Source organism: Citrobacter sp. KTE151 (assembly GCF_000398845.1).
In the GTDB taxonomy this organism is placed as follows: Bacteria; Pseudomonadota; Gammaproteobacteria; order Enterobacterales; family Enterobacteriaceae; genus Citrobacter; species Citrobacter braakii.
The window spans coordinates 183,091-209,936 of sequence record NZ_KB976059.1 but is presented as its reverse complement, the minus strand read 5'-3'; the positions used below and the strand labels follow the sequence as shown (position 1 = coordinate 209,936).

Sequence of the window (26,846 nt, the reverse complement as noted above, 5' to 3'; positions counted from 1 at the left end):
GCGCTGCGCTAATCCGACCTACAAGGTATTATTTTGTAGGCCGGAGTAGACGTTAAACTTTAAACACCGCTACGGTCTGATTCAGTCGTGCTGCCTGCTCTTCGAGCGCAGCGGCGGCGGAAGCGGACTCCTCCACCAGCGAGGCGTTTTGCTGCGTCACGCGATCCATCTCGGCAACCGCCTGACCTACCTGATCGATACCCCGGCTCTGTTCATCAGAGGCCGAGGCTATCTCGCCCATGATGTCGGTCACACGGGTCACGGCGCTAACAATTTCCGCCATCGTTTCACCCGCTTCATGCACCAGCGCCGTACCAGCATTTACCCGATTCCCCGAGTCATCAATCAGCGCCTTAATCTCTTTCGCCGCCTGAGCGCTACGCTGTGCCAGTGTACGGACCTCGCCAGCGACCACGGCAAACCCGCGCCCCTGCTCGCCCGCACGCGCCGCTTCTACTGCCGCGTTCAGCGCCAGAATATTGGTCTGGAAGGCAATGCCGTCGATAACATTGGTAATTTGTGCGATTTTGCTGGAACTGGTAGCGATTTCATCCATCGTACGCACCACGCCATCAACCACGGTTCCGCCTTTCTGCGCCGTCTGTGAGGCATTTTTTGCCAGACTGGTCGCCTGACGCGCGTTATCCGCGTTCTGTTTCACGGTAGCGGTGAGTTGTTCCATACTGGCAGCAGTCTCTTCCAGAGAGGCGGCCTGCTGCTCGGTACGTGAAGAGAGATCGTTACTGCCGGCGGCAATTTCACCTGCGCCGGTATAGATGGTGTCAGCCCCGTCACGCACCACGCTGACTGTGTTCGCCAGCGCCTGCTGCATGTCGCGAACGTTGACTGCCAGCAGCGCCATCTCATTGCTGCCATCGGCGTTGATTCTGTGCGTCAAATCACCCGCAGCAATGTGGCGAATATGCCCCATCACTTCGTGGAGAGGCTTGAGCAGCACTCTCTGCATCGCCAGCCAGCTGGCGATAATCACGGTGATGACAATCATCATCACGGCAGACAGCAGCCAGATTATCTTCTGGTAATCACTCTCATTGTCCTGCACCCCGGCAGTGGCCAGCGCCGTTTGCGCGCTACGCCATTCCCGATAGACTTCCTGCATGGCCGTTTGCTTTTGCTCGGCATTCTGCTTGAACATCTCTTCCAGCTTACCTTCAGCTAGCAGCGCGTTCATTTTAGCCAGCGTCGCAGAATAGATGCCGTACTGCTCTTCCAGTCGATCGGCCAGATGTTCATCAAGCCCCGGCGTTTCCGGCAGGGCGTAGTATTTATCGTAATGCTCTTTCGATTCGGCCAACAGGCGATTTGCCGTGTTTACCAGTTCCTTCAACTGACCGCCGTTAATCTCGCTGGCCATCGTGCCCTGTAAACGCAACATGCCCCGGTTGAGCGTGACGCGAGCCTGGTTCAGGCTAATCCACGCATCGGTAAACTCGGCCACGTTCTGGCTGGAAAGCTGAGAGACGTTAAAGTTTTGCTTATCGTTATTGAGCGCGCCAATAAAGACGCCCGCGGAGATGAGCTGCATCGCGCCCAGGGCGAGTAACACGGTGATAAGTAGGGTTATCACTTTGATTCGTTTAAACATCTGTAGCCTTTTATTATGCAGGTATTGTCTGAGGTCTAACTATCGGCAGCGGCGTGCGCTTATTTAATCCTGTCGCGCGGCTTTTTTCGCCATCCCTCTCCTTTCTAATAAGATTCAGCACTTTAACGAAACAAGAAATTTTCGTGACATTCCTCACAAAACACCCCACCCCGAAAGGGTTATATCCTTCGCTATAAGTTGTATTTAAAATACATCTTATATTATTGAGAATGAGGTAACGGCAATGTCTTATCGCGATCAACCTTTAGGTGAACTGGCGCTCTCTATTCCTCGCGCTTCGGCCCTGTTTCGTAAATACGATATGGATTACTGCTGCGGCGGTAAGCAAACGCTGGCACGCGCTGCTGCGCGTAAAGAGCTGGATTTAGACGTTATTGAGGCACAGCTCGCGCAGTTGGCTGAACAGCCGCTGGAGAAAGACTGGCGTACCGTGGCACTGGCTGAAATCATTGAGCATATCATCGTGCGTTATCACGACAGACACCGCGAACAGCTGCCGGAACTGATTCTGCAGGCCACGAAAGTTGAACGCGTTCACGCAGATAAACCGAACGTACCACGCGGTCTGGCGAAAAACCTGACCATGCTGCATGAAGAGCTGTCCAGCCACATGATGAAAGAAGAGCAGATCCTGTTCCCGATGATCAAACAGGGCATGGGTAGCCAGGCGATGGGACCAATCAGCGTGATGGAAAGCGAACATGACGATGCCGGTGAACTGGTCGAAGTGATCAAACACATCACCCATAACGTGACGCCGCCGCCAGAAGCCTGCACCACCTGGAAAGCCATGTATAACGGCATTAACGAGATGATCGACGACTTGATGGAACACATCAGTCTGGAAAATAATGTGTTGTTCCCGCGAGCTCTCGCCGGGGAGTAAAGATATCGCCGGATAGCGCTAACGCGTATCCGGCCTAAGGAATTCAGGCCCGGTAAGCATCGCGCCACCGGGCACTAAAATTAACGCATACCTGCCATACGTTTCTTACCGATAAACAACCAACCCAGACCCAGCGCGATGAACCACAGCGGCGTCACGATCAGCGCCTGGCGGGTATCATCTTCCAGCGTCAGCAGTACCAGTACGAAGACGAAGAACGCCATACATACCCAGCACATCAGCTTGCCTAGCGGCATCTTGTAGATTGATTTTTCATGCAGGTGCGGACGCTGCTTGCGGTACACCAGGTACGAGCAAAGAATGATGGTCCAGACGAACATGAACAGAATCGCCGACACGGTAGTGATCATGGTGAACGCGCCAATCACGCTCGGGTTCACGTAAAGCATCACCACGCCGCCCAGCAGACAGATACAGGAGAAGGTTAAACCTTTCGCCGGAACTGCGCGTTTAGACAGTTTGGCAAACGCTTTAGGCGCTACGCCTTCCTGTGCCAGGCCGAACAGCATACGGCTGGTAGAGAACACGCCACTGTTTGCGGAAGAGGCTGCTGAAGTCAGCACCACAAAGTTGATCAGGCTCGCCGCGGCAGGCAGACCGACCAGCACAAACAGTTCAACGAATGGGCTCTTGGTTGGTACTACCGAGCTCCACGGTGTTACGGACATAATCACGATCAGCGCAAAAACGTAGAACATGATGATACGGATCGGAATCGAGTTAATGGCGCGCGGCAGAGATTTCTCCGGGTCCTTGGTTTCCGCTGCGGTCGTTCCCACCAGCTCAATACCCACAAACGCGAACACGGCTATCTGGAAGCCAGCAAAGAAGCCGCTCAGACCTTTCGGGAACCAGCCACCGTCATTCCACAGATGCGTGAACGATGCCTGAACGCCGGTTGGCGACTGGAAGTGCGTCAACACCATCACCAGACCAACGACAATCAGGCCGATGATAGCGACGATTTTGATCATCGCAAACCAGAACTCCATCTCACCGAACATTTTTACAGTGGCAAGGTTGAGGCTCAGCAGCAGCACGATCACCGCCAGCGAGGCGACCCAGTCTGAAAGTTCGGGGAACCAGAATTGCGCATACGCCGTAATGGCGACAACGTCTGCCATCCCGGTAACAACCCAGCAGAACCAGTAAGTCCAGCCGGTAAAATACCCGGCCCATGGCCCGAGCAGATCAGAGGCGAAATCACTAAAAGATTTGTACTCCAGATTCGAGAGCAGCAATTCACCCATTGCACGCATCACGAAAAACAGCATAAAACCGATGATCATATACACAAAGATGATCGACGGTCCGGCGAGGCTGATGGTTTTACCAGAGCCCATAAACAGGCCGGTACCAATAGCACCACCAATGGCAATAAGTTGAATATGACGGTTTGTGAGATTGCGCCGTAGCGACTGTTCAGACGAAGCCTCTTCAGCGGCGTCGACTTTTACCTGATCTACCATGTTTTTTCTTCCTGTACCTGTCTGTGTTGTTCAGGCTCTACGGCCTTTAGTGTGTCTATGATACGACGTTCCTGATTATCAGGACTTATCGATATTAGGTAAGAATTGGCGGGATGAATACTAAGATTTAGATATAATGTTAATTTAATGTTTAAAGTGAGTGTCATATCACTCTGATAGCGCGAATCAGCTCACAAAAATACACGTTAACGAGGCATTTGCAAAATAAAATATCGACAACCACGTAACTATAGCTTTTCACGCTATTTTTTTGTTCCCCCCGGCCTCGGAGGGAACAGAAGTCACTGCTTACAGGATCTCAAGCAGCTCAACGTCGAACACCAGCGTGCTGAACGGAGGAATGGACGCGCCAGCGCCACGCTCGCCGTAAGCCAGTTCCTGAGGAATAGTCAGTTCCCATTTGGAACCTACCGGCATCAGAGTCAGCGCTTCAATCCAGCCTGGGATCACGCCGTTAACCGGGAATTCAGCCGGTTCGCCGCGTGCGACAGAGCTGTCAAACACGGTACCGTCGATCAGTTTACCGGTGTAGTGCACGCGAACGCGGTCAGTACGCGCTGGAATAGCACCTTCGCCCTGAGTCAGAACACGGAACTGCAAACCGGATTCAGTGCTGTTCACACCGTCTTTCTCACGGTTTTCTTCTAGATATTTGACGCCATCAGCCGCCATAGCCTGGAAACGCTCGCGACGTACTGCATCAGCGCGTTCGTGGATTTCACGCAGTGCGCGATGCACAACATCAACCGGCACTGCCGGGTGCTTACCTTCCAGCGCGTCAGCGATACCCGCTACCAGCGCTTCAGGCAACAGTCCTTCCAGTCCGGATTCACTCAGCTGTTGTCCTACCTGCAAACCAATGCCGTAGCTTGCTTGCGCTTCGATAGTGTCAAAAGTCGGGTTAGCCATCATATTTCCTTTCATCGGATGTAAAGTAGCGGGCAGCATATCAGCCATGCCGCATCCGGTAAAACTTTGTCTCGGGAACAGATGACAAATCGCGAGGAAACATAAACAATAGGAATACCCCGCGTTGACGTCACGAAAGCGGGTAATATGACGAACATCATAGCATTAGCCATCTATACTCTATGATCGAGGAACGAGACGCGGAGCAGGAGGAAAGCCATGCCCGGGCGCTTTGAATTAAAACCAACCCTGGCGAAAATCTGGCATGCACCGGACAATTTTCGCATTATGGATCCGCTACCGCCTATGCACCGACGCGGCATTATAATTGCTGCTATCGTGCTGGTGATAGGCTTCCTGCTGCCCTCCAGTGACACCAGCGATGCCCCTGTGGTTACGCGTACTGCCCAGCTGGATTTACAGTCACAGTCGCAGCCGCCGACCGAAGCTCAACTGCAGGCACAGTTGGTCGCCCCGCAAAACGATCCGGGCCAGGTCGCTCCGCTTGCCCCAGAGCCAATCCAGGAAGGAGAACCAGACGCGCAGCCGCAGGCTCAGCAATCTCAGCCGCAGACGCAACCTTTCCAACAGGATAGTGGAATTGAGCAGCAGTGGCGCTCCTATCGCGTAGACTCGGGCAAAACGCTGGCGCAGGTATTCCGTGACCATAACCTCCCGCCAACCGATGTATACGCAATGGCGCAGGTTGAAGGTGCCGGAAAACCGCTGAGCAACCTGAAAGACGGCCAGATGGTACAAATCAGGCAGAATGCCAACGGCGTGGTAACGGGATTAACCATTGATACCGGTAATGGTCAGCAGGTACTGTTTACTCGACAACCTAACGGCAGTTTTATTCGCGCCCGTTAACCGGCACACCTGTAGACCTGATAAACACAGCGCATCAGACATCAAGGTGAAGCGTCAGCGCTTCACCTTGTTCACCCACCAGATCCCGGAACAGACCAGCACCAGCGCCAGCGCATATTTCCATTCGAGAATGTTTTCGCCGAGGAATATCGCCGACAGTACCGCCCCCGAAACCGGGATCAGGAAGTTAAACGGCGCAATCATCCCCACGCGGTTATGCTTGAGCAGAATACTCCACAACGCAAAAGCGACCGAAGAGAGTAACGTCAGGTAGCCCAGAATCGCCACCGATGACGCGCCATGTACGGTCAGCGTGCCCCCAAAAGCGTAGCCGCCGATAACCAGCGCCAGACCGCCGACACCCAACTGATATCCTGTCATTACCGTCGGGTCTACCGTCTGAGAAATGCGTTTACCGTATAACGTGGCGGCAGAAAGAATAAAGGCCGCCATCACCACCGAACCGTCCCCTAACAGGCTGAAGTTAAAATCCAGTCCGCTGCTAAAGTTCACCACCATTACGCCGGTAAAACCCAGGATACAGCCCAGCACTTTGTTGTAGCTCAGCTTGTCGTTCTGATAGATAAAATGGGCCAGCAGCACGCTGAAGAAGGTGCCGGTCGCGTTCATGATCGACCCCTTCACCCCCGTCGTGAACGCCAGGCCAATATAGAAGAAAATGTATTGCAGCGAGGTTTGCGTCAGTCCCAACAGCGTGAGCTGACCGTACTGACGCGGGCTTAACCGGCCAATCGGTTTACGCTGCGCCACCGCCAGCAGTAGCAGCAATAATCCAGCAAACAGGAAGCGATAGCCGGCAAAGACAATTTTTGAAGGAATGTCATCCGTGGCAATCTGGAAGATCTCATATCCGCTTTTGATCGCCGGATAGGCGCTCCCCCACAGCAGGCAGCAGAACGCTGCGCTCAGGTAGACAACATTTTTACGCGCAAACAGAGGTTGGTGCGTTGGTTCCATTCCATCACCACTTTGAAATAATGTTTTATTTTTATGATTATCCCGAAAAGGATAAAGAATAGCCAGAGCGAAAAGCGGAGGGAACAGAAAAGCAAAACGCCGACACAAGGCCGGCGCTTTTACGCGGAAATCAGAATAAAAACTTATTCTGCAACTACGTTTACAGTCAGCTTAGCAAACACTTCGCTGTGAACCTGGAAGCTCACTTCGTGCTCACCAGTGGTACGCAGAACGCCGTTCGGCAGACGAACTTCGCTCTTAGCTACTTCAACGCCAGCTGCAGTTACAGCGTCAGCGATGTCGCGAGTACCGATGGAACCGAACAGTTTACCTTCGTCGCCAGCTTTAGACGCGATGGTTACGGTTTCCAGTGCATTGATTTTCTCAGCACGAGCTTCAGCAGCGGACAGAACGTCAGCCAGTTTAGCTTCCAGCTCAGCGCGACGCGCTTCGAAAAATTCAACGTTTTTCTTGGTAGCAGGAACAGCTTTACCCTGTGGTACCAGGAAGTTACGAGCATAGCCCGCTTTAACGTTAACCTGATCACCCAGGCTACCCAGGTTTGCTACTTTATCAAGCAGAATAACTTGCATTACCTTATCCTCTCAAAGTCGTATTAATGGACCGTGACCGATTACTGATGACGATCAGTGTACGGCAGCAGGGACAGGTAGCGAGCGCGTTTGATAGCGCGAGCCAGCTGACGCTGGTATTTTGCACGGGTACCGGTGATACGGCTTGGGACAATCTTACCGCTTTCGGTGATGTAGTTTTTCAGCGTAGCGATATCTTTATAGTCGATCTCTTGAACGCCTTCCGCGGTGAAACGGCAGAACTTGCGACGACGGAAATAACGTGCCATATGGCTAGTCTCCAGAATCTATCAATTCAATCTGCTCGGCATGCAGAACCATTTTGCTCAGGCCGTTCTTTGCCTTGTGGCAAGAGATGAACCCCTGAACGGTCACTGCGCTACCGACCGTTATACTGTGAGTAATGGCCTGGTTTTCGTGTCCGCTAATAATAACGGGCATTTGGCACCACGCCTGCCGGTGAAACCCGGCTTCCTCCTGCACAGAACGATGCTCAAGCACGAACTGGCAATGAGGAATTCCTGATGGACTGACCTTTCGAAGGGGAGCCCTGCACACGGTGCCGGACAACGCCAGACGGTTGGTCATCAGAAATTACTCTTCAGAATCCCCAGCTTCAGCATCATCTGCGGTTTCGTTAGCGAAATCATCGCGACGTTCACGACGCTCGTCTTTCGCTTTAACCATCGGAGATGCTTCGGTAACAGCGTGTTTAGTACGCATAACCATGCTGCGGATAACGGCATCGTTGAAGCGGAAGGTAGTTTCCAGCTCATCGATCACTTCCTGCGGCGCTTCAACGTTCAGCAGAACGTAGTGAGCTTTGTGCAGTTTGTTGATCGGGTAAGCCAGCTGACGGCGGCCCCAGTCTTCCAGACGGTGGATCGTGCCTTCTGCACCAGTGATGGCAGCAGTGTAGCGTTCGATCATACCCGGAACCTGTTCGCTCTGGTCAGGATGGACCATAAAAACGATTTCGTAATGACGCATCGAATTGCTCCTTACGGATTATTCAGCCTCCTGTCTGGGTCAGCCGAGGCCCGGGGAGGCAAGGAACGTGTTAAAGGTCGGCTGAAAAATTGACGCGTCATAATACTGGCGCCTGCCACTAAACTCAAGGTAATTGTACGATTATTTATCATGTCGCCATTAATACATATCCAGCAGCATTTTGACGCTGATGCAAATGGAGACAATGACAATCATGGGTCGGATAACTTTCTTGCCGCGCGTTAGTACGACCGTCGCGCCAAGACGTGCGCCGAGGGACTGCCCGGCAAACATCACCAGCCCCAGTGACCAGATCATTTTACCGCCAAAAATGAAGAACAAAATCGAGGCGATGTTGGACGCCAGGTTAATAAAATTCGAGTGAATTTGCGCCTTATCGATGCTGTATCCCCACAGCAGGATATAGCTGAGGGTATAAAAGGAGCCAGCCCCGGCACCGAGAAAGCCGTCATAAAAACCAATGCATCCCCCGCCGATCAACGAGAAGAGAAACAGGGATACCTGCTGCTTTCTTTTCGGTTCGCTGAGATTTGGCGCAAAAATAAAGTAGATAGCGACCGCGATAATCAGGATCGGGAGCAGTTTCTTCAGCAGTTCCGGTTCAATGAACTGGATAAGCGTCGTTCCCATCGCAGAACCGATAAAGGCAGATAAAAACACATACTTGTGCTCCTGCACGTTGATATGCCCCCGGCGTAAAAAATAAATCCCGGAGGTCAGCGAGCTGCCCAGCGCCTGAATTTTATTGGTTGCCAGCGCATTCGCCGGGGGTAAACCAGAAATTAACAGTGCGCCAATCGAGAGAAAACCACCGCCGCCCGACACCACGTTAATAAAGCCTGCCACCAGCGCGACCATAAACATAATCACAAAGTAGCTGAAATCCATGAATGAAGTATCCATAAGTTTTTGCCTTATTATCATAAAGTTATATTAATTATCCGGCTCACTATAAACGGCGTACTCACCCGATTAAATTGACTATTTGGTAAGTGCTTATGCGCGAAAGACAGGTATTTTTCGCCGCAGCGGTACACACCAGCGGCCTGTTAATAAAAGAAAAGATGGCTATGCGGTAATTTTTTGAACAACTGCATCAGAAATGGTCGCTATCGACTGCGCCGGTTGCGGTTAAAATTACATCAGAAGCTAATCACTCACAGGAGAGAGGCAACCAGAGACCGCAGTCGAGGAGGTACATATGCGAGCCCGTGTTTTGACCCTTCTGGCTATGCTTTTGTTTAGTGCAAATGCAACGGCAGCCATCAAAATTGACAATCATCAGGCCAGGAATATGGATGATGTGCAGAGCTTAGGCGTCATTTACATAAATCATAACTTCGCCACTGAAAGTGAAGCCACTCAGGCCCTGAATGAAGAGACCGATGCGCAAGGCGCAACCTACTACCACGTGATCCTCACCAGGGAACCCGGTAGTAACGGAAATATGCACGCCAGTGCAGATATTTACCGCTAGCACCAGAAATAACCAACGAGAACATTGCCGCAGTTTAATTTGCCCCCTTCACAGGGGGCTTTTTTTGCAACAAAGTCCCACAGCCAGATCAATAACATCCCCTGAATGATTGGGCTCCAGGACTTAGTCGTTACTTCTGTCCGTAATAGGCGTTTGGACCGTGTTTACGCATGAAATGCTTATTCATCAGATAACTGTCGATGGGGCTAAGAGCCGGATTAATACCACGCGCAATCCATGCCATTTTTGCCACTTCCTCCATCACCACGGCGTTATGTACCGCATCGTGAGCATCCTTGCCCCAGGCAAACGGGCCATGCTGGTACACCACTACGCCAGGCGTATGCAAAGGTTCCACCTCCCCCAGCGTTTCGACAATCACCTTGCCGGTATTTAGCTCATACTCGCCCTGAACTTCAACTTCAGTTAACGCCCTGGTGCAGGGAATATCGCCAAAGAAGTAATCCGCATGCGTCGTGCCAAGCGAGGGAATTGCCAGACCCGCCTGCGCCCATGCCGTCGCGTGGGTTGAGTGGGTGTGCACCACGCCGCCGAGAGAAGAATAGCGGCGATACAGCTCCAGATGGGTGGCGGTATCAGAAGAAGGACGATAGCGCCCTTCCACTACGTTGCCGACCAGATCCACAACCACCATGTCATCTACCTGCATCGTTTGGTAGTCGACGCCGCTAGGCTTAATCACCACCAGCCCGCGCTCGCGGTCAATGGCGCTGACGTTCCCCCAGGTGAACGTCACCAGCCCGTAGCGCGGCAAATCCATATTGGCCTCAAAAACCTGCTGTTTAAGTTTTTGCATTACACCGCCTCCACCAGACCTGCGCTGGCCATTCGCGCCTTCACCCAGTCGCGCGCCTTCGCGACTTCACGTGCCGGGTCGTCCGACGTTTCACTCCACATCTCAATCAGGTATGGTCCGCAGTACCCACTCTGTTTGAGCGTCGCAAAACAACGTTCGAACTCAACAACCCCTTCACCAAACGGCACATTTTTGAATACACCGGGTTTGGTATCCTTCACGTGTACGGCAACGATATGACCCATCCCAGCCTGCAACTCCATCTGCACGTCGTTATCCCACGCCGACAAATTGCCAATATCGGGATACAACTGGAACCACGGATTGTTGAGATAGTGGGCATAACCCAGTGCCTTGCTGATCGAATTCATCAGCGGATAATCCATGATTTCCATCGCCAGCGTCACCTGCGCGCGGCTCGCCATCTCCACGCTCTCTTTCAGCCCATCGCGAAACCGACGACGCGTTTCGTTATTGGCCTGCTGGTAATAGACGTCGTAACCCGCCAGTTGAATAACGCGAATACCGATATCCTGCGCAAACTGAATGGCTTTACGCATGATCTCCAGCCCCTGTTCGCGCACCGCATCATCTTCACTGCCAAGCGGGAAACGACGATGAGCGCTCAGGCACATGGACGGTACGCGTATCCCTGTCTCGGCGATAGCGGCCACCAGCGCCAGTCGCTGCTCGCGGCGCCAGTCAAGACGCGCCAGGCGATCGTCGGTTTCATCAACCGATATTTCGACAAAATCAAAGCCCAGTTCCTTCGCCAGCTGCAAGCGTTCCAGCCAGCACTCCCCGCCGGGGAGCGCTTTTTCATAGATACCGAGCGGGACCTGTTTCGACAACATAGTCGCTCCTTATCCCCACAGTTGGGCGATGGAACGTTTGAACTGACGCGCAGCGTCTACCGGAGAGGCGGCATCGCGAATGCTGCGTCCGGCAATAAAGACGTGGATAGGGATCCCCTGGAACAGCGGCAGATCCTCCAGCGCCAGGCCACCGGTGACGGTGACCTTAAAGCCCATATCAGACAAGCGTTTGATGGCGCTAATATCTGCCTCTCCCCACGCCACACCCGCCGCCTGCGCGTCACGGCTGCGGTGATATACCACTTGCCCAATGCCCGTGTCACGCCACTCCTGCGCCTGCTCCCAGGTCCAGTAACCAGTCAGTTCAATCTGCACGTCGCCGTTAAATTCTTTCGCCACCTCCAGCGCCCCCCTGGTGGTATTGATATCCGCGCAGCAGATGACGGTAACCCAGTCAGCGTTGGCTTCGAAACACATGCGCGAGAGGATTTTACCCGCGTCGGCGATTTTGGCATCCGCCAGCACAATTTTATGCGGATAAAGCGCCTTCAGATCGCGTACGGCGCGCACCCCCTCTGCCACGCAAAGAATCGTGCCCACCTCAATGATATCGACCTCTTCGGCAATCAGACGCGTCGTTTCATAGGCGGAAGACATTGATTGGTTATCCAGCGCGACCTGCAACATAGGTAATGACATTTTGGTATCCTTTTAAACAGCCGCCGCAGTGGCGTTATCAATTAAATCCAGCACTTCCTGCGCGGTGCGGCAGGCACGTAAACGGTCGAAATTGGCTTCGTCGTCAAAGAGATTCACGATCTGCATGATGCCGACTTCCTGATGTGTGTTGGCGTCTACTGCCGCCATGGTGATCAGGATGTCGACCGGGTCGTTATCTTCGTGGTTAAACACCAGCGGTGTTTTCAGCGTCACCAGCGCAAAACCGGTTTTCTTAACCCCTTCCTCCGGACGGCCGTGCGGCATCGCCAGGCCGGGCGCAATCACAAAATACGGGCCGAACTGTTCGACTCCGTCGAGGATGGCCTGGTAGTAGCGTGGTTCAACCACATCAGCCTTAACCAGCAGATCCACGCTCAGCTTTACGGCTTCCTGCCAGGAACTGGCCTCGGCCTGTAAAAGGATGGCGTTATTGTCTGCCAGCGAATCACGTAATTTCATAGGCCGCCTCCTTACTTCACGTCCTGAGGGAAATGCGCGTTGATCACTTCCAGCAGTTTTGGTCCAAAATCGGCGGGAGACAGCATGTTGCGTACGCCAACAACATATTTATTGCCCGATACGGTAATCTCACCGGCGATATGGGTAGAAGCGATGATGATATCCGCGCCGCTCAGTTCACTTTTGTATTCACCAACTGCGCAACTGTTTACCGTATGGTCAATATTTGACTGGGTTAAAAACTGATCCACCTTCATCTTCATGATCATGGAACTCCCCTGCCCATTGCCACATACAGCCAAAATACGTACGGTCATAATCGGAACTCCTTATTAAGCAGAGTGTTCTGCCAGTAGTTTTTCTTCGTCTTCCTCAGCGCGCAAGGTGCGTCCTGCGAAAAACATATAAGCCAGTGCAATCAGAATAATGACGGCCATAAACACGATGCCGATGGAGGCAAAGCCCTGCATCATCGGCGGCGCCAGAATTGACCAGTCCGCCATGCCCATCCAAGCGCTCATCCCGGTGAGCTTCACCGCCCAGACGCAGCCGAAGATTTCGATCATCCCCATCACCAGGCAAATCTTGAGCGCTGCACGCCAGCCGCCAAAGTGGTTAGCAAACACGCCGATAGTCGCGTTCGAGAAGAACATCGGAATAAAGCCAGGGATAATCAGAATAGAAGAGCCGCAACCCACCAGGATGCCCACCGCAATCAGTTGGCCGATGGTGCCCCACATAAAGCCCCAGACCACCGCGTTGGGCGCAAAGCTATAAATCGCCGCGCAGTCGATAGCCAGCACTGCACCCGGGATCAGACGTTGAGAGATACCGTTGAACGCTTCTGAAAGCTCAGCAACGAACATACGTACGCCCTGAGTGATAATGAAAATAGCGACGGCAAACGAAAAACCGGTCTGCAGGATATAGACCGTCCAGTGGGTTTTACCCGCCATCGCCTGAACTACATCAATGCCGAAAGAGAGCAGGATCGCGCCGAAGAAGAGGGTCATAACAATCGCGGTAGAAACGATGTTGTCATGGAAGATATTCAGCCAGCCCGGCAGCTTCAGATCTTCAACACTCTCCTCTTTCTTACCCAGATAAGGCGCGACTTTGTAGGCAATCCATGAAGCGAACTGTTGCTGGTGACCGATGGAGAAACCGCAGCCGTCGGTCACTTCCTGCGTCGGCTTGTACATCATATTGGAAGTAATGCCCCAGTAGAGGGACACCAGCACCGCGGTGCAGATGATGGTGGTCCACATCGGGTAACCAAAGATGTAGAGAGAGACGGCAATCAGGCCCGCCTGCTGGAACATAATGTGGCCGGTCAGCATGATGGTGCGAATGCCGGTAATACGCCGTAGCAGTACGTAACAAATATTCAGCGCCAGCGCCAACAACACCGCATAACCCACCCAACTATAGGCATCGCCCATACGTTCGATGGTTGCCATCATGGAGGCATAGGTATCGGAAATCGCACCATTGATACCGTAAACTTCGGACATCTTCGCCACCACCGGTTTAAACGTGCTGGTCAGAATGCCCGATCCCGCTTGCAGCAACATAAAACCGATAATCGTTTTGATCGTGCCTTTGATAATAACGCTGACGCTTTTACGCAGCAGGATGTAACCAAGACAGGTCACAATACCCAACAGCAAGGGCGCGTTGGTCATAACCTGATTAAAAAAGACGGTAAAGATGTTGTAGAGGATCTCCATAACGATCTCCAGTAGACGAAGTTGCTGAACATTCATTACAGATGCTCAGGATGTTGTGCCCTCACTCTAATTTTCAAAAGTAATCACAACAAGATTGAATTTGATTAAATGTGATGCAGTACGCAAATAATTCACACACTTGCAGAGTGGCTTTACTTCTAATTCATCGCTGCCAAAATAAACCCTATTAAAACAATAAAATACAAAACAAACACTCATGCAAACCATCCTGTCACGCTGTGATTTGATCACATTTCCCCGTTGAACAGCTAAAATCAACGCATTGCCTTCTTGAAAAAATGATGTCAATATCAATCAAAATAAATCACAAATTGACTTAATCTGAATAGATATGAAGGTAAATGCGATGAGTAAAGTAAAAAGCATCACGCGTGAATCATGGATCCTGAGCACATTCCCGGAGTGGGGAAGTTGGCTGAATGAAGAGATCGAACAGGAGCAGGTCGCCCCGGGCACATTCGCTATGTGGTGGCTTGGCTGTACTGGCATCTGGCTGAAGTCGGAAGGCGGGACGAACATTTGCGTCGATTTCTGGTGCGGGACGGGTAAACAGAGTCACGGTAACCCGCTAATGAAAACCGGCCACCAGATGCAACGCATGGCTGGGGTGAAGAAACTGCAGCCAAACCTGCGCACCACGCCGTTTGTTCTAGATCCGTTTGCAATTCGACAGATCGATGCGGTGCTGGCGACACACGATCATAACGATCACATCGACGTGAATGTCGCGGCCGCCGTCATGCAAAACTGCGCCGATGACGTGCCATTTATCGGGCCGCAAACCTGTGTAGATTTGTGGATCGGTTGGGGTGTGCCAAAAGAGCGCTGTATCGTGGTAAAACCAGGCGATGTGGTGAAAGTGAAAGATATTGAAATTCATGCGCTTGACGCGTTTGATCGTACGGCATTAATCACGTTACCTGCCGATCAAAAAGCGGCAGGTGTGCTGCCGGATGGTATGGATGCACGTGCGGTAAACTACCTGTTCAAAACACCGGGCGGTACGCTGTACCACAGCGGGGACTCGCACTACTCTAACTACTACGCAAAGCATGGCAACGAGCACCAGATCGACGTTGCGCTCGGCTCCTACGGTGAGAATCCGCGCGGGATTACGGACAAAATGACCAGCTCCGACATGCTGCGCATGGCGGAAGCGTTGAATACGAAAGTGGTGATCCCTTTCCATCATGACATCTGGTCAAACTTCCAGGCCGACCCTCAGGAGATCCGCGTACTGTGGGAGATGAAAAAAGATCGACTGAAGTATGGCTTTAAGCCGTTTATCTGGCAGGTGGGCGGTAAGTTCACCTGGCCGCTGGACAAAGACAACTTTGAATATCACTATCCGCGCGGCTTTGATGACTGCTTCACGATTGAACCGGATCTTCCGTTTAAATCCTTCTTGTGACCCCCTACAAAATGCCGGGCTATTCCGGCATTTTTTCCCATTTACTTTAGTATTTCCAGGCTATTTCAAATATCATCTTTTCAAATCAATTTGTATCGGAATAGCTCATGACTGAAGCACAAAGACATCAAATATTGCTGGATATGCTGGCGCAGTTGGGCTTTGTTACCGTTGAGAACGTGATTGAGCGTCTGGGGATTTCACCAGCCACAGCACGCCGGGACATCAATAAACTCGACGAAAGCGGCAAACTCAAGAAAGTCCGCAATGGCGCAGAAGCCATCACCCAGCAACGTCCGCGCTGGACACCTATGAATCTGCATCAGGCGCAGAACCACGATGAAAAAGTTCGCATTGCCAAGGCCGCATCCCAGCTTGTAAATGCGGGTGAAAGCGTGGTGATCAACTGCGGATCAACCGCCTTCCTGCTTGGTCGTGAAATGTGCGGCAAGCCGGTGCAGATCATCACCAATTATCTGCCGCTGGCGAACTATCTGATCGACCAGGAGCATGACAGCGTGATCATCATGGGAGGGCAATACAACAAAAGCCAGTCCATCACGCTTAGTCCGCAAGGCAGCGAAAATAGCCTGTATGCCGGACACTGGATGTTTACCAGCGGTAAAGGGTTGACCGCGGACGGACTGTATAAAACCGATATGCTAACCGCGATGGCTGAGCAGAAGATGCTTAACGTAGTGGGTAAACTGGTGGTGCTGGTCGATAGCAGTAAGGTCGGTGAACGCGCGGGGATGCTGTTCAGTCGCGCCGATCAAATCGATATGCTCATTACCGGCAAAAATGCTAACCCTGAGATTCTGCAACAACTTGAAGCTCAGGGCGTAAGCATTGTGCGCGTTTAAAGGTGCTGGCGAAAAAACGTTACCGTCGCAGCCAGCGCCTCTGGCGTGATGCGGTGGCGCACGCCCGCTTCCCACAGGCAGGTTAAATTGTTATCCAGCCCTGCCTGAATCAGCGCCTGCTGTAAGCGGAAGGTTTCAACCGCGGGCACCACATCGTCCTCCTGTCCATGCCACAACAGCAACGGTCTGTCGGCCAGACGTTGTAGCTGATGCGTAACATCCCATTCGGCGAGCGGTGCGATAATGGCATCGAACTCTGCCTGCTGCTCTGGCGTCTGGACCCGTAAAGGGGGAAAAAGCGTCTGTGCAAGACGGGTAAAATAGCCCGAACCCATCAGGCTGGCTACACATTTAACCTCGGGATGGCGGGCCATAATGCCCAACGCCGTCATGCCTCCCATCGACGCCCCCGCAACAGCAAGTCTTTCATCTGATAGCCAATTTTCCGCCACCAGCGCCGCACGTAACGTCGTAAACTCCTGCATGTTTTGCTGCAATATATGCCAGAAGCGGAACATTCGCTCCTGAGCATCACCGTTGAAGCGGGCACCATGGTCGGGCGCATCTGGCATGACAACCCGGAATCCGGCCTGAGCCAGAGCAACGGCAAAATAGCTATAGACCAGGCTTGAAGATGTAAACCCGTGATAGAAAATAATGCAAGGGAGTGAACACTCGCGTTTGCCAGCCGGAACGGCGTGCAGGACAGGGATACCAGCCAACTGTCGTGTTTCAATTTCGATCATTTGTCGCCTCTTTTTTTCTGGTATGCCATGCAGCAATACTTAACGCAAGCGAATGTGTTCGGCAATGATTCATAATGTTGAGAACTGGGTTACGCTTTCGCAACATTTTCATTCGAAAATCGCGTGAGAGATAACACTTCGGGAACATTCCCCTAAAGGGAAATTGATAAGGCACTACACTATGGCTATCAGGAAACGAGATAGAGTTATGCGTCGGTTTGCCTCTTTATTGCTGGTGATGCTTTTAAGCGCCTGTAGCGTGCTACAGGGAACGCCCCAACCCGCACCGCCCGTTGCCGACCACCCGCAGGAGATCCGCCGTGACCAGAGTAATGGGTTACAGCGAATAGGAACGGTCAGCGCGCTGGTAAGAGGCTCTCCGGATGATGCGCTGGCAGAGATCCGTGACAAAGCCGTCGCGGCAAAAGCTGATTACTACGTGGTTTTATTAGTGGATGAAACCATCGTGACAGGCCAATGGTATTCACAGGCTATTTTGTATCGTAAATAACATTGGGTTGGAATTTAGTCAGCTTTACATTGCTTTGCGCCGCTATGCGTTTACCTGTGCACAATAAACCAACAGCAGGAAGCTTGAGGTTTATGATCGCGATGGAATGCCCTGCCGTGTGTAGGGGTACGAATAATGGAGCTGACGATGAAACAATCACTTGCCTTATCCTCACTGCTGCTTTCTGCCGGACTGGTAGGTACTACGGCGCAGTCTGCCGAGTTCGCCAGTGCTGACTGCGTTACAGGCCTGAACGAAATTGGCCTGATATCTGTCAGTAACATTGCAGGGAATCCGCAGGATGTAGAACGAGTAGTCGCGTTAAAAGCGGATGAACAGGGTGCCTCATGGTATCGGATCATTCAGATGTACGAAGACCAGCAGCCCGACAACTGGCGCGTACAGGCCATACTCTATGCTTAACAGATTGCCGGATGGCGTAAACTTATCCGGCCTACATTGAATGTAGGCATGATAAGGCGCGCCAGCGTCGCCATCAGGCATATTATTACCGTAATCCCCCCGTTGCCCGCAGGAGCAAGTCGTTCAGCACCTGTTCGGACAATCGTAGTCCACCACGCGTATCGAGCATCATTTGACACCAGGCCTGCGCCACTGGCGGAGAGGCATAGCGCAACATCTGCGCCCCGCAACCGAGCAGGAAAAGCTGCTGTGTAATCTCCCGTCCCAACTCCTCGCTCGGTTTACGTAAACGCTGCTGTAGTTGACGTACCCTTCGATCGTAATGCCGGTCTTGCCCTTTTACCTCAGCAAAGGCTTCGCTGAGCATATCGTATATGCCGGGTTGTTTTGTCAGCACCCGCAATACATCGAGGCACATAATGTTGCCAGAGCCCTCCCAGATACTGTTTACCGGCATCTCACGATACAGGCGCGGCAATTCACTCTCCTCGCAGTAGCCAATCCCGCCGAGCACTTCCATCGCCTCTGCAACAAACGGCATACCGGCCTTGCAAACAGAGAATTTCGCTGCTGGTGTGAACAACCTGGCCCACAGAGATTCTTGGGCATCAGCGCGACGGTCCCAGGCCCGCGCCAGTCGGAACAGTAACGCCGTCTGACCTTCCAGTTGGAGCGCCATCCGACCTAATACCTGGCGCATCATCGGCTGTTCGATCAACGGCTTGCCAAAAACCTGTCGCTGGTGCGCATGGTAAATCGCGACAGAAAAAGCACGTCGCATCATGCCATGACTGCCGAGCGCACAGTCAAAACGCGTCATCCCACCCATTTTCAGGATATGACGTATACCTTCCCCTTCTTCACCCAATAGCCAGCTAATCGCATCGTGGAATTCAACCTCGCAGCTGGCGTTGGAGCGATTGCCTAACTTATCTTTCAGCCGCTCCAGACGGATAGCATTACGCTGCCCGTCGGGTAAAAATCGCGGTACAAAAAAGCAGGATAAGCCTCCCTTTGCCTGGGCCAGCACCAGATGGGCATCGCTTTGCGGCACGGAGAAAAACCACTTATGTCCCACCAGCCGATACGAGCCGTCTGTAAGACGTTCTGCCTGAGTGGTATTGCTCAGCACATCTGACCCCCCCTGCTTCTCGGTCATTCCCATGCCGATCAATAACCCACGCTTTTGCCCTCCGGGCAGTAAATGCGAGTCATAACGGTCGCTTAGCAGCGGCGTAAACCAGTCGTGAAAGGGGGCAGGTAACATCTGAAGTAACAACGGCGTGGCGGCAAAAGTCATGGTAACCGGACACAACGTGCCCGCTTCCACCTGCGCATGCAGCATGAAACGGGCCGCCCGGGCAACAAATGTTCGCTGCCTCGCGTCTTCTTCCCAGGCCAGATTATGTACGCGATTGGCGCACAATCCCTGCATCAGTAAATGCCAGGCAGGATGAAAACGCACATCATCCAGCCGCTGACCCTGCGAGTCGTAGCGCAACAACTCGGGTGGAAAAGCATTGGCCAGACGGCCAAGCTCGAGCGACTCGGCAGTCCCTAACTGCTGACCAATACTGGCGAGAAGATCGCTATCCCAGCCAGCGCCTTCACGGATAACCGCTTCACACAGCGCGCCATCGGACAGATATAAGTTGCTGTTATTGAGCGGTACAGGTTGGTTAAAAACGGTATGCGTTTGCCAGTGCATTGTGTCTCCCTCCGTCAATGGCCGTCACCTTAAGTATGGTCAGACAGAAGGCAGCACGCATGGGACAACGGTCACAAAAAAGCCATCCCGAAGGATGGCTTGAGAGAAGAGAGAAATGAGGGAGATAGTTTAGCCGCGCTGGCGTACAGCCTCAAACAGGCAGATGCCCGTCGCAACTGAAACGTTCAGCGACGAAACGCTCCCAGCCATCGGGATGCTGATCAGTTCGTCACAGTGTTCGCGGGTCAAACGACGCATACCTTCACCCTCTGCGCCCATCACCAGCGCCAGACGTCCGGTCATTTTGCTCTGGTAGAGAGTATGATCAGCTTCACCTGCGGTTCCGACGATCCAGATATTCTCTTCCTGCAGCATACGCATAGTGCGCGCCAGGTTGGTCACACGGATCAGCGGTACGCTTTCTGCCGCGCCGCAGGCCACTTTTTTCGCCGTTGCATTCAACTGCGCAGAACGATCCTTCGGTACGATAACAGCATGGACGCCAGCAGCATCGGCGCTACGCAGGCATGCCCCCAGGTTATGCGGATCGGTAACACCATCGAGGATCAAAAAGAACGGCTGATCGAGCGTAGCAATCAGATCCGGCAGATCGTTTTCCTGATACTGACGACCCGGCTTCACGCGAGCAATAATTCCCTGATGTACCGCACCCTCGCTTTTCTCATCCAGGAACTGGCGGTTAGCCAGTTGAATGACAACACCCTGTGCTTCCAGTGCGTGGATCAGCGGCAGCAGGCGTTTATCTTCACGACCTTTGAGAATAAAGACGTCCTGGAAGCGCTCAGGCGCACGTTCCAGCAGAGCCTGCACCGCATGGATGCCGTAAATCATTTCACTCATGAATGTACTCGTTAATAGTTTATGCGTAACGCGGGCAACGCGAGGTTGCCCGACTTACTGTTTATGGCTGTTATTGCGCGACTTTCTTTTTCGTCGCGCGTTTAGCTTTGGTGGCGGCAGCGATTTTAAGCGTTTTTGCCGATGGCTTTTTCGCTTTTTTATCGCCTTTCTTCTCAGCCGTTTTTTTATCCGCCTGAGGTTTGGCTCTGCCTTTCTTCTCGCCGCGGAAAGCGCTATCCGGCTCGAAATTTACTTTTTTGCCCATCTGACGACGCTTACCGGTATTTTTACCCGCATCGCCTTTTTTCGCTTTTTCACGCGCGGTTTTACCTTCATTGCGCGGTGCACGTTCGCTGGAGATCAAACTGAAGTCGATTTTACGCTCGTCCATGTTGACCGCTTCCACGCGAACTTCCACGCGATCGCCCAGGCGATACATTTGACCGCTGGATTCCCCCGTCAGACGCTGCCCAACCTGGTCAAAACGATAGTAGTCGTTATCCAGGGAGGAGACATGCACCAGACCGTCGATAAACAGCTCATCAAGACGGACGAAGAAACCAAACCCGGTAACGCTGGCGATCACGCCTTTGAAGACATTACCTACCTGATCCAGCATAAAGTCGCACTTCAGCCAGTCAGAGACGTCACGTGTGGCTTCGTCAGCACGGCGCTCGGCCATCGAACAGTGTTGACCCAGCTGCAGCATCTCTTCCATCGAATAATGGTAGCCACCCGTTTCCGTGGTGTTGCCTTTATGGCCCTGCTCCTGCGCCAGCAGATACTTAATCGCCCGGTGCAAGGAGAGATCCGGGTAACGACGGATCGGCGAGGTGAAGTGTGCATAAGATTGCAACGCAAGGCCAAAGTGACCGCGGTTTTCCGGATCGTAAATCGCCTGCTTCATTGAACGCAGCAGCATAGTTTGCAGCATTTCTGCGTCAGGACGGTCAGCAATCGACTCCAGCAGTTCAGCGTAATCACGCGGCTCGGGTTTATTACCGCCGGGCAGCTCCAGCCCCAGCTCCGCCAACACCGAACGGAACGAATTAATCGCTTCGGTCGTCGGCTTATCGTGAATACGGAACAGTGCCGGCTCTTTGGCTTTCTCAACGAATCGCGCCGCTGAGATGTTCGCCATGATCATGCACTCTTCAATCAGTTTGTGCGCGTCATTACGCTGCGTCTGCTCAATACGCTCAATACGGCGTTCAGCATTGAAGATAAACTTCGCTTCTTCACTTTCAAACGAGATACCGCCACGCTCTTCACGCGCTTTATCCAGCACTTTGTAGAGGTTATGCAGCTCTTCAATGTGTTTAACCAACGGCGCGTACTGCTCACGCAGTTCCTGATCGCCCTGCAGCATATGCCAGACCTTGGTGTAGGTCAGACGCGCATGGGAGCTCATAACCGCTTCGTAGAATTTAAAGCCTGTTAAGCGGCCTTTCGACGAAATGGTCATTTCACAGACCATACACAGCCTGTCCACCTGCGGGTTGAGCGAACACAATCCGTTAGACAGCACTTCCGGTAGCATCGGAACAACCTGCGACGGGAAGTAGACGGATGTGCCACGGCTGCGCGCTTCCTGGTCCAGCGGAGTCGGCGGGCGAACGTAATAGCTTACGTCAGCAATCGCCACCCATAAACGCCAGCCGCCGCCGCGCTTCTTCTCGCAGTAAACCGCATCATCGAAGTCACGCGCATCTTCGCCATCGATAGTGACCAGCGGCAGGGAGCGCAGATCAACACGTCCGGCTTTCGCTTCTTCCGGCACTTCTTCTTTCAGGCCGGCGACCTGTTTTTCGACCGCCTGAGGCCAGATATACGGGATTTCATGAGTACGCAGCGCCATATCAACGGCCATGCTGGTTCCCATGTTGTCGCCCAGGACTTCAACAATTTTACCCACCGCTTTAGTGCGACGTGTCGGACGCTGGGTCAGCTCAACCACGACCACAAAGCCCATACGAGCACCCATCACCTCTTCCGGCGGGATCAGGATATCAAAGCTCAGGCGGCTGTCGTCAGGGACGACAAACCCAACGCCAGCGTCGGTGAAGTAGCGACCGACAATCTGGCTGGTTTTCGGTACCAGTACGCGCACAATACGCGCTTCGCGACGACCTTTACGGTCCGCTCCCAGCGGCTGTGCCAACACTTGATCGCCATGAATGCAGGTTTTCATCTGCTCGCTGGACAGATACAGGTCATCTTTGCGGCCTTCAACGCGCAGAAAGCCGTAGCCATCACGGTGGCCAATAACGGTACCTTTCAGCAGGTCAAGACGCTCCGGCAGCGCATAGCACTGACGACGAGTGAAGACCAGTTGCCCGTCACGTTCCATGGCGCGCAGGCGGCGACGCAGCGCTTCTTGCTGCTCTTCACCTTCAATGTTGAGTTCAGCGGCCAGCTCATCGCGGTTGGCCGGTTTTTCACGTTTAGTTAAATGTTCGAGGATAAATTCCCGGCTCGGGATAGGATTCGCGTATTTTTCTGCTTCGCGTTCCTGGAAAGGATCTTGTGACATCGAGGTTCCTCCATTGTCAGCTCTGATGAAGATTTTCGTCACTCCACCAGCAATAATTTATAAAGCGGTTGATTCTCTTCAACCAAATCAGCAAGTGTGTAGTTGTCCAGTTCCGTGAGAAAACTTTGCACTGCCTTAGAAAGCGCCTGTTTAAGTCGACAGGCTGGGGTAATGTGGCAAAACTCGCTGCTACAATTGACCAACGATAGTGGTTCCAGCTCGCGAACCACATCACCAATACCAATATCCTTAGCTGGTTTACCCAGGCGGATACCGCCATTTTTTCCTCGAATAGCAGTAACGAAGCCCGCACGGCTAAGTTGATTGATTATTTTGACCATATGATTACGGGACACGCCGTAGACTTCTGTCACCTCAGAAATACTGGTCATACGTCCTTCGGGAAGTGACGCCATGTAGATTAGCGCACGTAATCCGTAATCGGTGAAACTTGTTAACTGCACATCAACCTCAGGAAAAGGGATAAAACGGATAAACCTGGTGGTATTAATTACATTGATGATAAACCAGCCACCAGCCAGGTCGCTAATTTATTTCAGTTCAGGAAGGAAAAAAGCGAGGAACTTACGTGATTTTAAGCCGGATTATGATGCAAAGCGCCTCATCCGGCCTAAGATAGTGCAAGCGCAGCGCCATTCGACGCCACGCTATAACCAGAATTATGCGTCGAACGGGTCGCGCAGGATCATGGTTTCAGTACGGTCTGGGCCAGTTGAGATAATATCAATCGGCACACCGGTCAGTTCTTCAATACGCTTGATGTAGTTCAGTGCTGCCTGCGGCAGACCGCTACGTTCCTTCACACCGAAGGTGGATTCAGACCAGCCCGGCATGGTTTCGTAGATCGGCTCGATACCTTTCCAGTCGTCTGCAGCCAGCGGGGTAGTCGTTACTTCACGGCCATCCGGCATACGATAAGCGACACAGATTTTCACCTCTTTCAAACCGTCCAGTACGTCCAGTTTGGTCAGGCAGAAGCCAGACAGGGAGTTAATCTGTACTGCACGGCGTACCGCAACGGAGTCCAGCCAACCGGTGCGACGACGACGACCGGTGGTCGCGCCATACTCGTTACCTTGTTTGCACAGGAACTCGCCAACGTCATCAAACAGCTCAGTCGGGAACGGACCCGCGCCTACACGTGTAGAGTAAGCTTTGATGATACCCAGAACGTAATCCACATAACGTGGACCCAGGCCGGAGCCGGTCGCCACGCCACCTGCGGTGGTGTTGGAAGACGTTACATACGGATAGGTACCGTGGTCGATATCCAGCAGGGTACCCTGTGCGCCTTCGAACATGACGAAATCGCCACGCTTACGCGCCTGGTCCAGCAGATCGGAAACATCAACAACCATAGAGGTCAGGATGTCGGCAATCGCCATCACATCATCCAGCACTTTCTGGTAGTCAACTGCTTCAACTTTATAGAAATTCACCAGCTGGAAGTTGTGATATTCCATCACTTCTTTCAGTTTTTCAGCGAAGGTTGCTTTATCAAACAGATCGCCAACGCGCAGACCGCGACGAGCTACTTTGTCTTCATAAGCCGGACCGATGCCACGACCGGTAGTACCGATCGCTTTCTCGCCACGCGCTTTCTCACGAGCATTATCCAACGCAACGTGATAATCAAGGATCAGCGGACAAGCTTCAGACAACAGCAGGCGCTCGCGAACCGGGATGCCACGATCTTCCAGTCCTTTCATTTCTTTCATCAGCGCGGACGGAGACAGTACAACACCGTTACCGATGATGCTGATGACATTCTCGCGAAGAATACCTGATGGAATAAGATGGAGGACGGTTTTTTCACCGTTGATTACGAGAGTATGGCCTGCGTTGTGACCACCCTGGTAGCGCACAACATATTTAGCCCGTTCAGTCAGAAGATCGACGATCTTCCCTTTACCTTCGTCACCCCATTGGGTGCCCAGTACGACGACGTTGTTACCCATTTTTCAAAATCACCGTTTGCTTAAAAATGGATTCTACCACCGCTTTTTCAGATATACAGCACTTTTTGCATGCGAAAATCCGCAAAATAGGCTACTTATTGATCAGCCAATCGTTTTCCTCAACATGTAGTAGACCACAACGCCCGCAACCACAAGACCTCCACCAAAACGACGCAAAATATTTTCGGGAAGTTGCGCCATTGCGGAAATCATTTTCTTCCACGCGCGGGGATAAAGCATAGGGCCCAGGCCTTCCAGCACCAAAACCAGCGCGAGCGCCAGCAAAATTGTTGAATTCATCCATCGTCCTTTTATAAAAAGAAAACCACCGCATCCCTGGGGATGCCGGTGGTTTTGCTGGTTTAAAACCGCTGGAACTTTATTAGCGTGTCGTAGTGCTCGGTGTCTTCATGTAGCGGAAGAAATCGCTGTCCGGGCTCATGACCATCACGTCCTGGTTGCCTTCGAAGCTCTTCTCGTAAGCTCGCAGGCTACGGATGAAGGCGTAGAAGTCAGGATCCTGGCTGAACGCATCGGCAAACAGTTTAGCGGCTTCTGCATCGCCTTCACCGCGCATGATGCGGCCCTGACGCTCAGATTCTGCCAGCGTTTTGGTCACTTCATAATCCGCCGTGGCACGCAGTTTTTCCGCTTCTTCCTGACCTTGTGAACGATGGCGACGTGCTACCGCTTCACGCTCAGCGCGCATACGGTTGTAGATAGCCTCAGACACTTCAGCAGGCAGGTTGATTTGCTTGATACGCACGTCAACCACTTCGATGCCCAATGCCGCCATACTGTTCGGGTTGATGACCGGTACTTTACCGTTTGTTTCAGCCTGAACACGCTCAGCAGCTTCGGCAATCGCGCTATCTGCCGCCGGAGTCGCGACTTCATCTTCCGTGCCAGCAGAACCGGAGTTCAGCGCATCACGAACTTCCAGCGTCAGACGACCGCGGGAATCGGTAACGATGTCTTTCACGTCCAGACGACCAATTTCAGAACGCAGACGGTCAGAGAACTTACGTTTCAGCAGGACTTCTGCCTGAGAAACATCGCCACCGCCCGTTGCCAGGTAGTAACGGCTAAAGTCACTGATGCGCCACTTAATGTAGGAGTCAACGATCAGGTCTTTCTTCTCTTTGGTAACAAAGCGATCGGCCTGGTTGTCCATGGTCTGAATACGCGCATCCAGCATCTTCACAGATTCAATAAACGGAACCTTGAAGTGCAGGCCTGGTGCAACAACCAGCGGCTTGTTTTCATCGTCACGCAGAACTTTACCAAAGCGCAGAGTAATCCCGCGCTCGCCTTCTTTGACCACAAAGACAGACATGAACAGAACTACCAGAACGATGATGATAATCGCAATAACTGACTTACGCAT

General features: G+C 52.5%; 30 protein-coding genes. 7 read left to right on the top strand and 23 right to left on the bottom strand.

Annotated elements, in window-relative coordinates; genetic code table 11:
- Window positions 1-52: 52 nt before the first annotated feature.
- Complete coding sequence (locus tag WC7_RS23180; protein ID WP_016151439.1) at window positions 53-1,606, bottom strand: methyl-accepting chemotaxis protein; 1,554 nt, start codon at window positions 1,604-1,606, stop codon at window positions 53-55.
- A 244-nt stretch (window positions 1,607-1,850) separates the two neighbouring features.
- Here WC7_RS23180 and ytfE point away from each other — a divergent pair, with 244 nt between their 5' ends.
- On the top strand, window positions 1,851-2,513 hold the full coding sequence (ytfE, locus tag WC7_RS23185; protein ID WP_016151438.1) for an iron-sulfur cluster repair protein YtfE: 663 nt from the start codon (window positions 1,851-1,853) through the stop codon (window positions 2,511-2,513).
- Between the two features lie 80 nt (window positions 2,514-2,593).
- On the opposite strand, the gene cycA is transcribed toward ytfE, so the two are convergent.
- A complete protein-coding gene (gene cycA, locus WC7_RS23190; protein WP_016151437.1) occupies window positions 2,594-4,003 on the bottom strand; it encodes a D-serine/D-alanine/glycine transporter in 1,410 nt (469 codons plus the stop codon).
- A 309-nt stretch (window positions 4,004-4,312) separates the two neighbouring features.
- Entirely contained in the window at window positions 4,313-4,933 is a 621-nt protein-coding gene (fklB, locus tag WC7_RS23195; RefSeq protein ID WP_029139741.1) for a BamJ family beta-barrel-assembly machinery protein, read from the bottom strand.
- A 219-nt stretch (window positions 4,934-5,152) separates the two neighbouring features.
- Here fklB and WC7_RS23200 point away from each other — a divergent pair, with 219 nt between their 5' ends.
- Window positions 5,153-5,803, top strand: coding sequence for a LysM-like peptidoglycan-binding domain-containing protein (locus WC7_RS23200; protein WP_016151435.1), 651 nt, complete (start codon window positions 5,153-5,155; stop codon window positions 5,801-5,803).
- A 54-nt stretch (window positions 5,804-5,857) separates the two neighbouring features.
- Here WC7_RS23200 and WC7_RS23205 read toward each other — a convergent pair whose 3' ends face one another.
- The 6 genes from WC7_RS23205 to WC7_RS23230 all read right to left on the bottom strand — a co-directional run bounded on the left by WC7_RS23205 (window position 5,858) and on the right by WC7_RS23230 (window position 9,288).
- Complete coding sequence (locus WC7_RS23205; protein WP_016151434.1) at window positions 5,858-6,781, bottom strand: DMT family transporter; 924 nt, start codon at window positions 6,779-6,781, stop codon at window positions 5,858-5,860.
- A 143-nt stretch (window positions 6,782-6,924) separates the two neighbouring features.
- Complete coding sequence (gene rplI, locus WC7_RS23210) at window positions 6,925-7,374, bottom strand: 50S ribosomal protein L9 (protein ID WP_003025676.1); 450 nt, start codon at window positions 7,372-7,374, stop codon at window positions 6,925-6,927.
- Between the two features lie 41 nt (window positions 7,375-7,415).
- The gene (gene rpsR / locus WC7_RS23215) at window positions 7,416-7,643 is read right to left on the bottom strand and encodes a 30S ribosomal protein S18 (protein ID WP_000135199.1); all 228 of its coding nucleotides are present in this window, start codon (window positions 7,641-7,643) and stop codon (window positions 7,416-7,418) included.
- Between the two features lie 4 nt (window positions 7,644-7,647).
- Entirely contained in the window at window positions 7,648-7,962 is a 315-nt protein-coding gene (priB, locus tag WC7_RS23220) for a primosomal replication protein N (protein WP_003025674.1), read from the bottom strand.
- A gap of 6 nt (window positions 7,963-7,968) precedes the next feature.
- Entirely contained in the window at window positions 7,969-8,364 is a 396-nt protein-coding gene (gene rpsF, locus WC7_RS23225; protein ID WP_016151433.1) for a 30S ribosomal protein S6, read from the bottom strand.
- Window positions 8,365-8,523: 159 nt separating this feature from the next.
- The gene (locus WC7_RS23230; protein ID WP_016151432.1) at window positions 8,524-9,288 is read right to left on the bottom strand and encodes a TSUP family transporter; all 765 of its coding nucleotides are present in this window, start codon (window positions 9,286-9,288) and stop codon (window positions 8,524-8,526) included.
- Between the two features lie 298 nt (window positions 9,289-9,586).
- On the opposite strand from WC7_RS23230, the gene yjfY reads away from it, so the two are divergent.
- The gene (gene yjfY / locus WC7_RS23235) at window positions 9,587-9,862 is read left to right on the top strand and encodes a DUF1471 family protein YjfY (protein WP_016151431.1); all 276 of its coding nucleotides are present in this window, start codon (window positions 9,587-9,589) and stop codon (window positions 9,860-9,862) included.
- Between the two features lie 130 nt (window positions 9,863-9,992).
- Here the strand turns inward: yjfY and WC7_RS23240 are convergent, their stop codons facing one another.
- The 6 genes from WC7_RS23240 to ulaA are packed head-to-tail and all read right to left on the bottom strand — an operon-like array spanning window position 9,993 to window position 14,403.
- Window positions 9,993-10,679 carry an L-ribulose-5-phosphate 4-epimerase gene (locus WC7_RS23240; protein WP_016151430.1) on the bottom strand — a complete coding sequence of 229 codons (687 nt, stop codon included), beginning with the start codon at window positions 10,677-10,679 and terminating at the stop codon, window positions 9,993-9,995.
- The gene (locus WC7_RS23245; protein ID WP_016151429.1) at window positions 10,679-11,533 is read right to left on the bottom strand and encodes an L-ribulose-5-phosphate 3-epimerase; all 855 of its coding nucleotides are present in this window, start codon (window positions 11,531-11,533) and stop codon (window positions 10,679-10,681) included. The genes WC7_RS23240 and WC7_RS23245 overlap by 1 nt, the downstream gene beginning before the upstream one ends.
- A gap of 9 nt (window positions 11,534-11,542) precedes the next feature.
- Window positions 11,543-12,193 (bottom strand): 3-keto-L-gulonate-6-phosphate decarboxylase UlaD, encoded by a 651-nt coding sequence (locus WC7_RS23250; RefSeq protein WP_016151428.1) that lies wholly within the window; start codon window positions 12,191-12,193, stop codon window positions 11,543-11,545.
- Between the two features lie 12 nt (window positions 12,194-12,205).
- Window positions 12,206-12,673, bottom strand: a complete 468-nt coding sequence (gene ulaC / locus WC7_RS23255) for a PTS ascorbate transporter subunit IIA (protein ID WP_016151427.1) — start codon at window positions 12,671-12,673, stop codon at window positions 12,206-12,208.
- Between the two features lie 11 nt (window positions 12,674-12,684).
- Window positions 12,685-12,990, bottom strand: coding sequence for a PTS ascorbate transporter subunit IIB (ulaB, locus tag WC7_RS23260; protein WP_016151426.1), 306 nt, complete (start codon window positions 12,988-12,990; stop codon window positions 12,685-12,687).
- A 15-nt stretch (window positions 12,991-13,005) separates the two neighbouring features.
- A complete protein-coding gene (gene ulaA, locus WC7_RS23265; RefSeq protein ID WP_032946815.1) occupies window positions 13,006-14,403 on the bottom strand; it encodes a PTS ascorbate transporter subunit IIC in 1,398 nt (465 codons plus the stop codon).
- Between the two features lie 367 nt (window positions 14,404-14,770).
- Between ulaA and ulaG the strand changes: the two genes are divergently transcribed.
- Both ulaG and ulaR read left to right on the top strand, forming a co-directional pair.
- Window positions 14,771-15,835 (top strand): L-ascorbate 6-phosphate lactonase, encoded by a 1,065-nt coding sequence (gene ulaG, locus WC7_RS23270; protein WP_016151424.1) that lies wholly within the window; start codon window positions 14,771-14,773, stop codon window positions 15,833-15,835.
- 107 nt (window positions 15,836-15,942) lie between these two features.
- On the top strand, window positions 15,943-16,698 hold the full coding sequence (gene ulaR, locus WC7_RS23275) for an HTH-type transcriptional regulator UlaR (RefSeq protein ID WP_016151423.1): 756 nt from the start codon (window positions 15,943-15,945) through the stop codon (window positions 16,696-16,698).
- On the opposite strand, the gene yjfP is transcribed toward ulaR, so the two are convergent.
- Window positions 16,695-17,444, bottom strand: coding sequence for an esterase (gene yjfP / locus WC7_RS23280; protein ID WP_016151422.1), 750 nt, complete (start codon window positions 17,442-17,444; stop codon window positions 16,695-16,697). The two genes, ulaR and yjfP, sit on opposite strands and share 4 nt — an antisense overlap.
- Window positions 17,445-17,625: 181 nt before the next feature.
- On the opposite strand from yjfP, the gene bsmA reads away from it, so the two are divergent.
- Window positions 17,626-17,955, top strand: coding sequence for a biofilm peroxide resistance protein BsmA (gene bsmA, locus WC7_RS23285; RefSeq protein WP_029139740.1), 330 nt, complete (start codon window positions 17,626-17,628; stop codon window positions 17,953-17,955).
- A 147-nt stretch (window positions 17,956-18,102) separates the two neighbouring features.
- Window positions 18,103-18,378, top strand: a complete 276-nt coding sequence (yjfN, locus tag WC7_RS23290; protein WP_016151420.1) for a DUF1471 family protease activator YjfN — start codon at window positions 18,103-18,105, stop codon at window positions 18,376-18,378.
- Between the two features lie 85 nt (window positions 18,379-18,463).
- Here the strand turns inward: yjfN and WC7_RS23295 are convergent, their stop codons facing one another.
- The 7 genes from WC7_RS23295 to hflC form a co-directional block, all read right to left on the bottom strand.
- Entirely contained in the window at window positions 18,464-20,086 is a 1,623-nt protein-coding gene (locus WC7_RS23295; RefSeq protein WP_016151419.1) for an isovaleryl-CoA dehydrogenase, read from the bottom strand.
- A gap of 129 nt (window positions 20,087-20,215) precedes the next feature.
- Complete coding sequence (rlmB, locus tag WC7_RS23300; protein ID WP_003830482.1) at window positions 20,216-20,947, bottom strand: 23S rRNA (guanosine(2251)-2'-O)-methyltransferase RlmB; 732 nt, start codon at window positions 20,945-20,947, stop codon at window positions 20,216-20,218.
- A gap of 70 nt (window positions 20,948-21,017) precedes the next feature.
- On the bottom strand, window positions 21,018-23,480 hold the full coding sequence (rnr, locus tag WC7_RS23305) for a ribonuclease R (RefSeq protein WP_016151418.1): 2,463 nt from the start codon (window positions 23,478-23,480) through the stop codon (window positions 21,018-21,020).
- A 38-nt stretch (window positions 23,481-23,518) separates the two neighbouring features.
- On the bottom strand, window positions 23,519-23,944 hold the full coding sequence (gene nsrR, locus WC7_RS23310) for a nitric oxide-sensing transcriptional repressor NsrR (RefSeq protein ID WP_003025609.1): 426 nt from the start codon (window positions 23,942-23,944) through the stop codon (window positions 23,519-23,521).
- Window positions 23,945-24,160: 216 nt separating this feature from the next.
- Window positions 24,161-25,459, bottom strand: coding sequence for an adenylosuccinate synthase (gene purA, locus WC7_RS23315; RefSeq protein ID WP_003025606.1), 1,299 nt, complete (start codon window positions 25,457-25,459; stop codon window positions 24,161-24,163).
- A 102-nt stretch (window positions 25,460-25,561) separates the two neighbouring features.
- A complete protein-coding gene (locus WC7_RS23320; protein ID WP_005122170.1) occupies window positions 25,562-25,759 on the bottom strand; it encodes a DUF2065 domain-containing protein in 198 nt (65 codons plus the stop codon).
- A gap of 82 nt (window positions 25,760-25,841) precedes the next feature.
- Window positions 25,842-26,846: a protease modulator HflC gene (gene hflC, locus WC7_RS23325; protein WP_016151417.1), complete on the bottom strand. Its 1,005-nt coding sequence runs from the start codon at window positions 26,844-26,846 to the stop codon at window positions 25,842-25,844.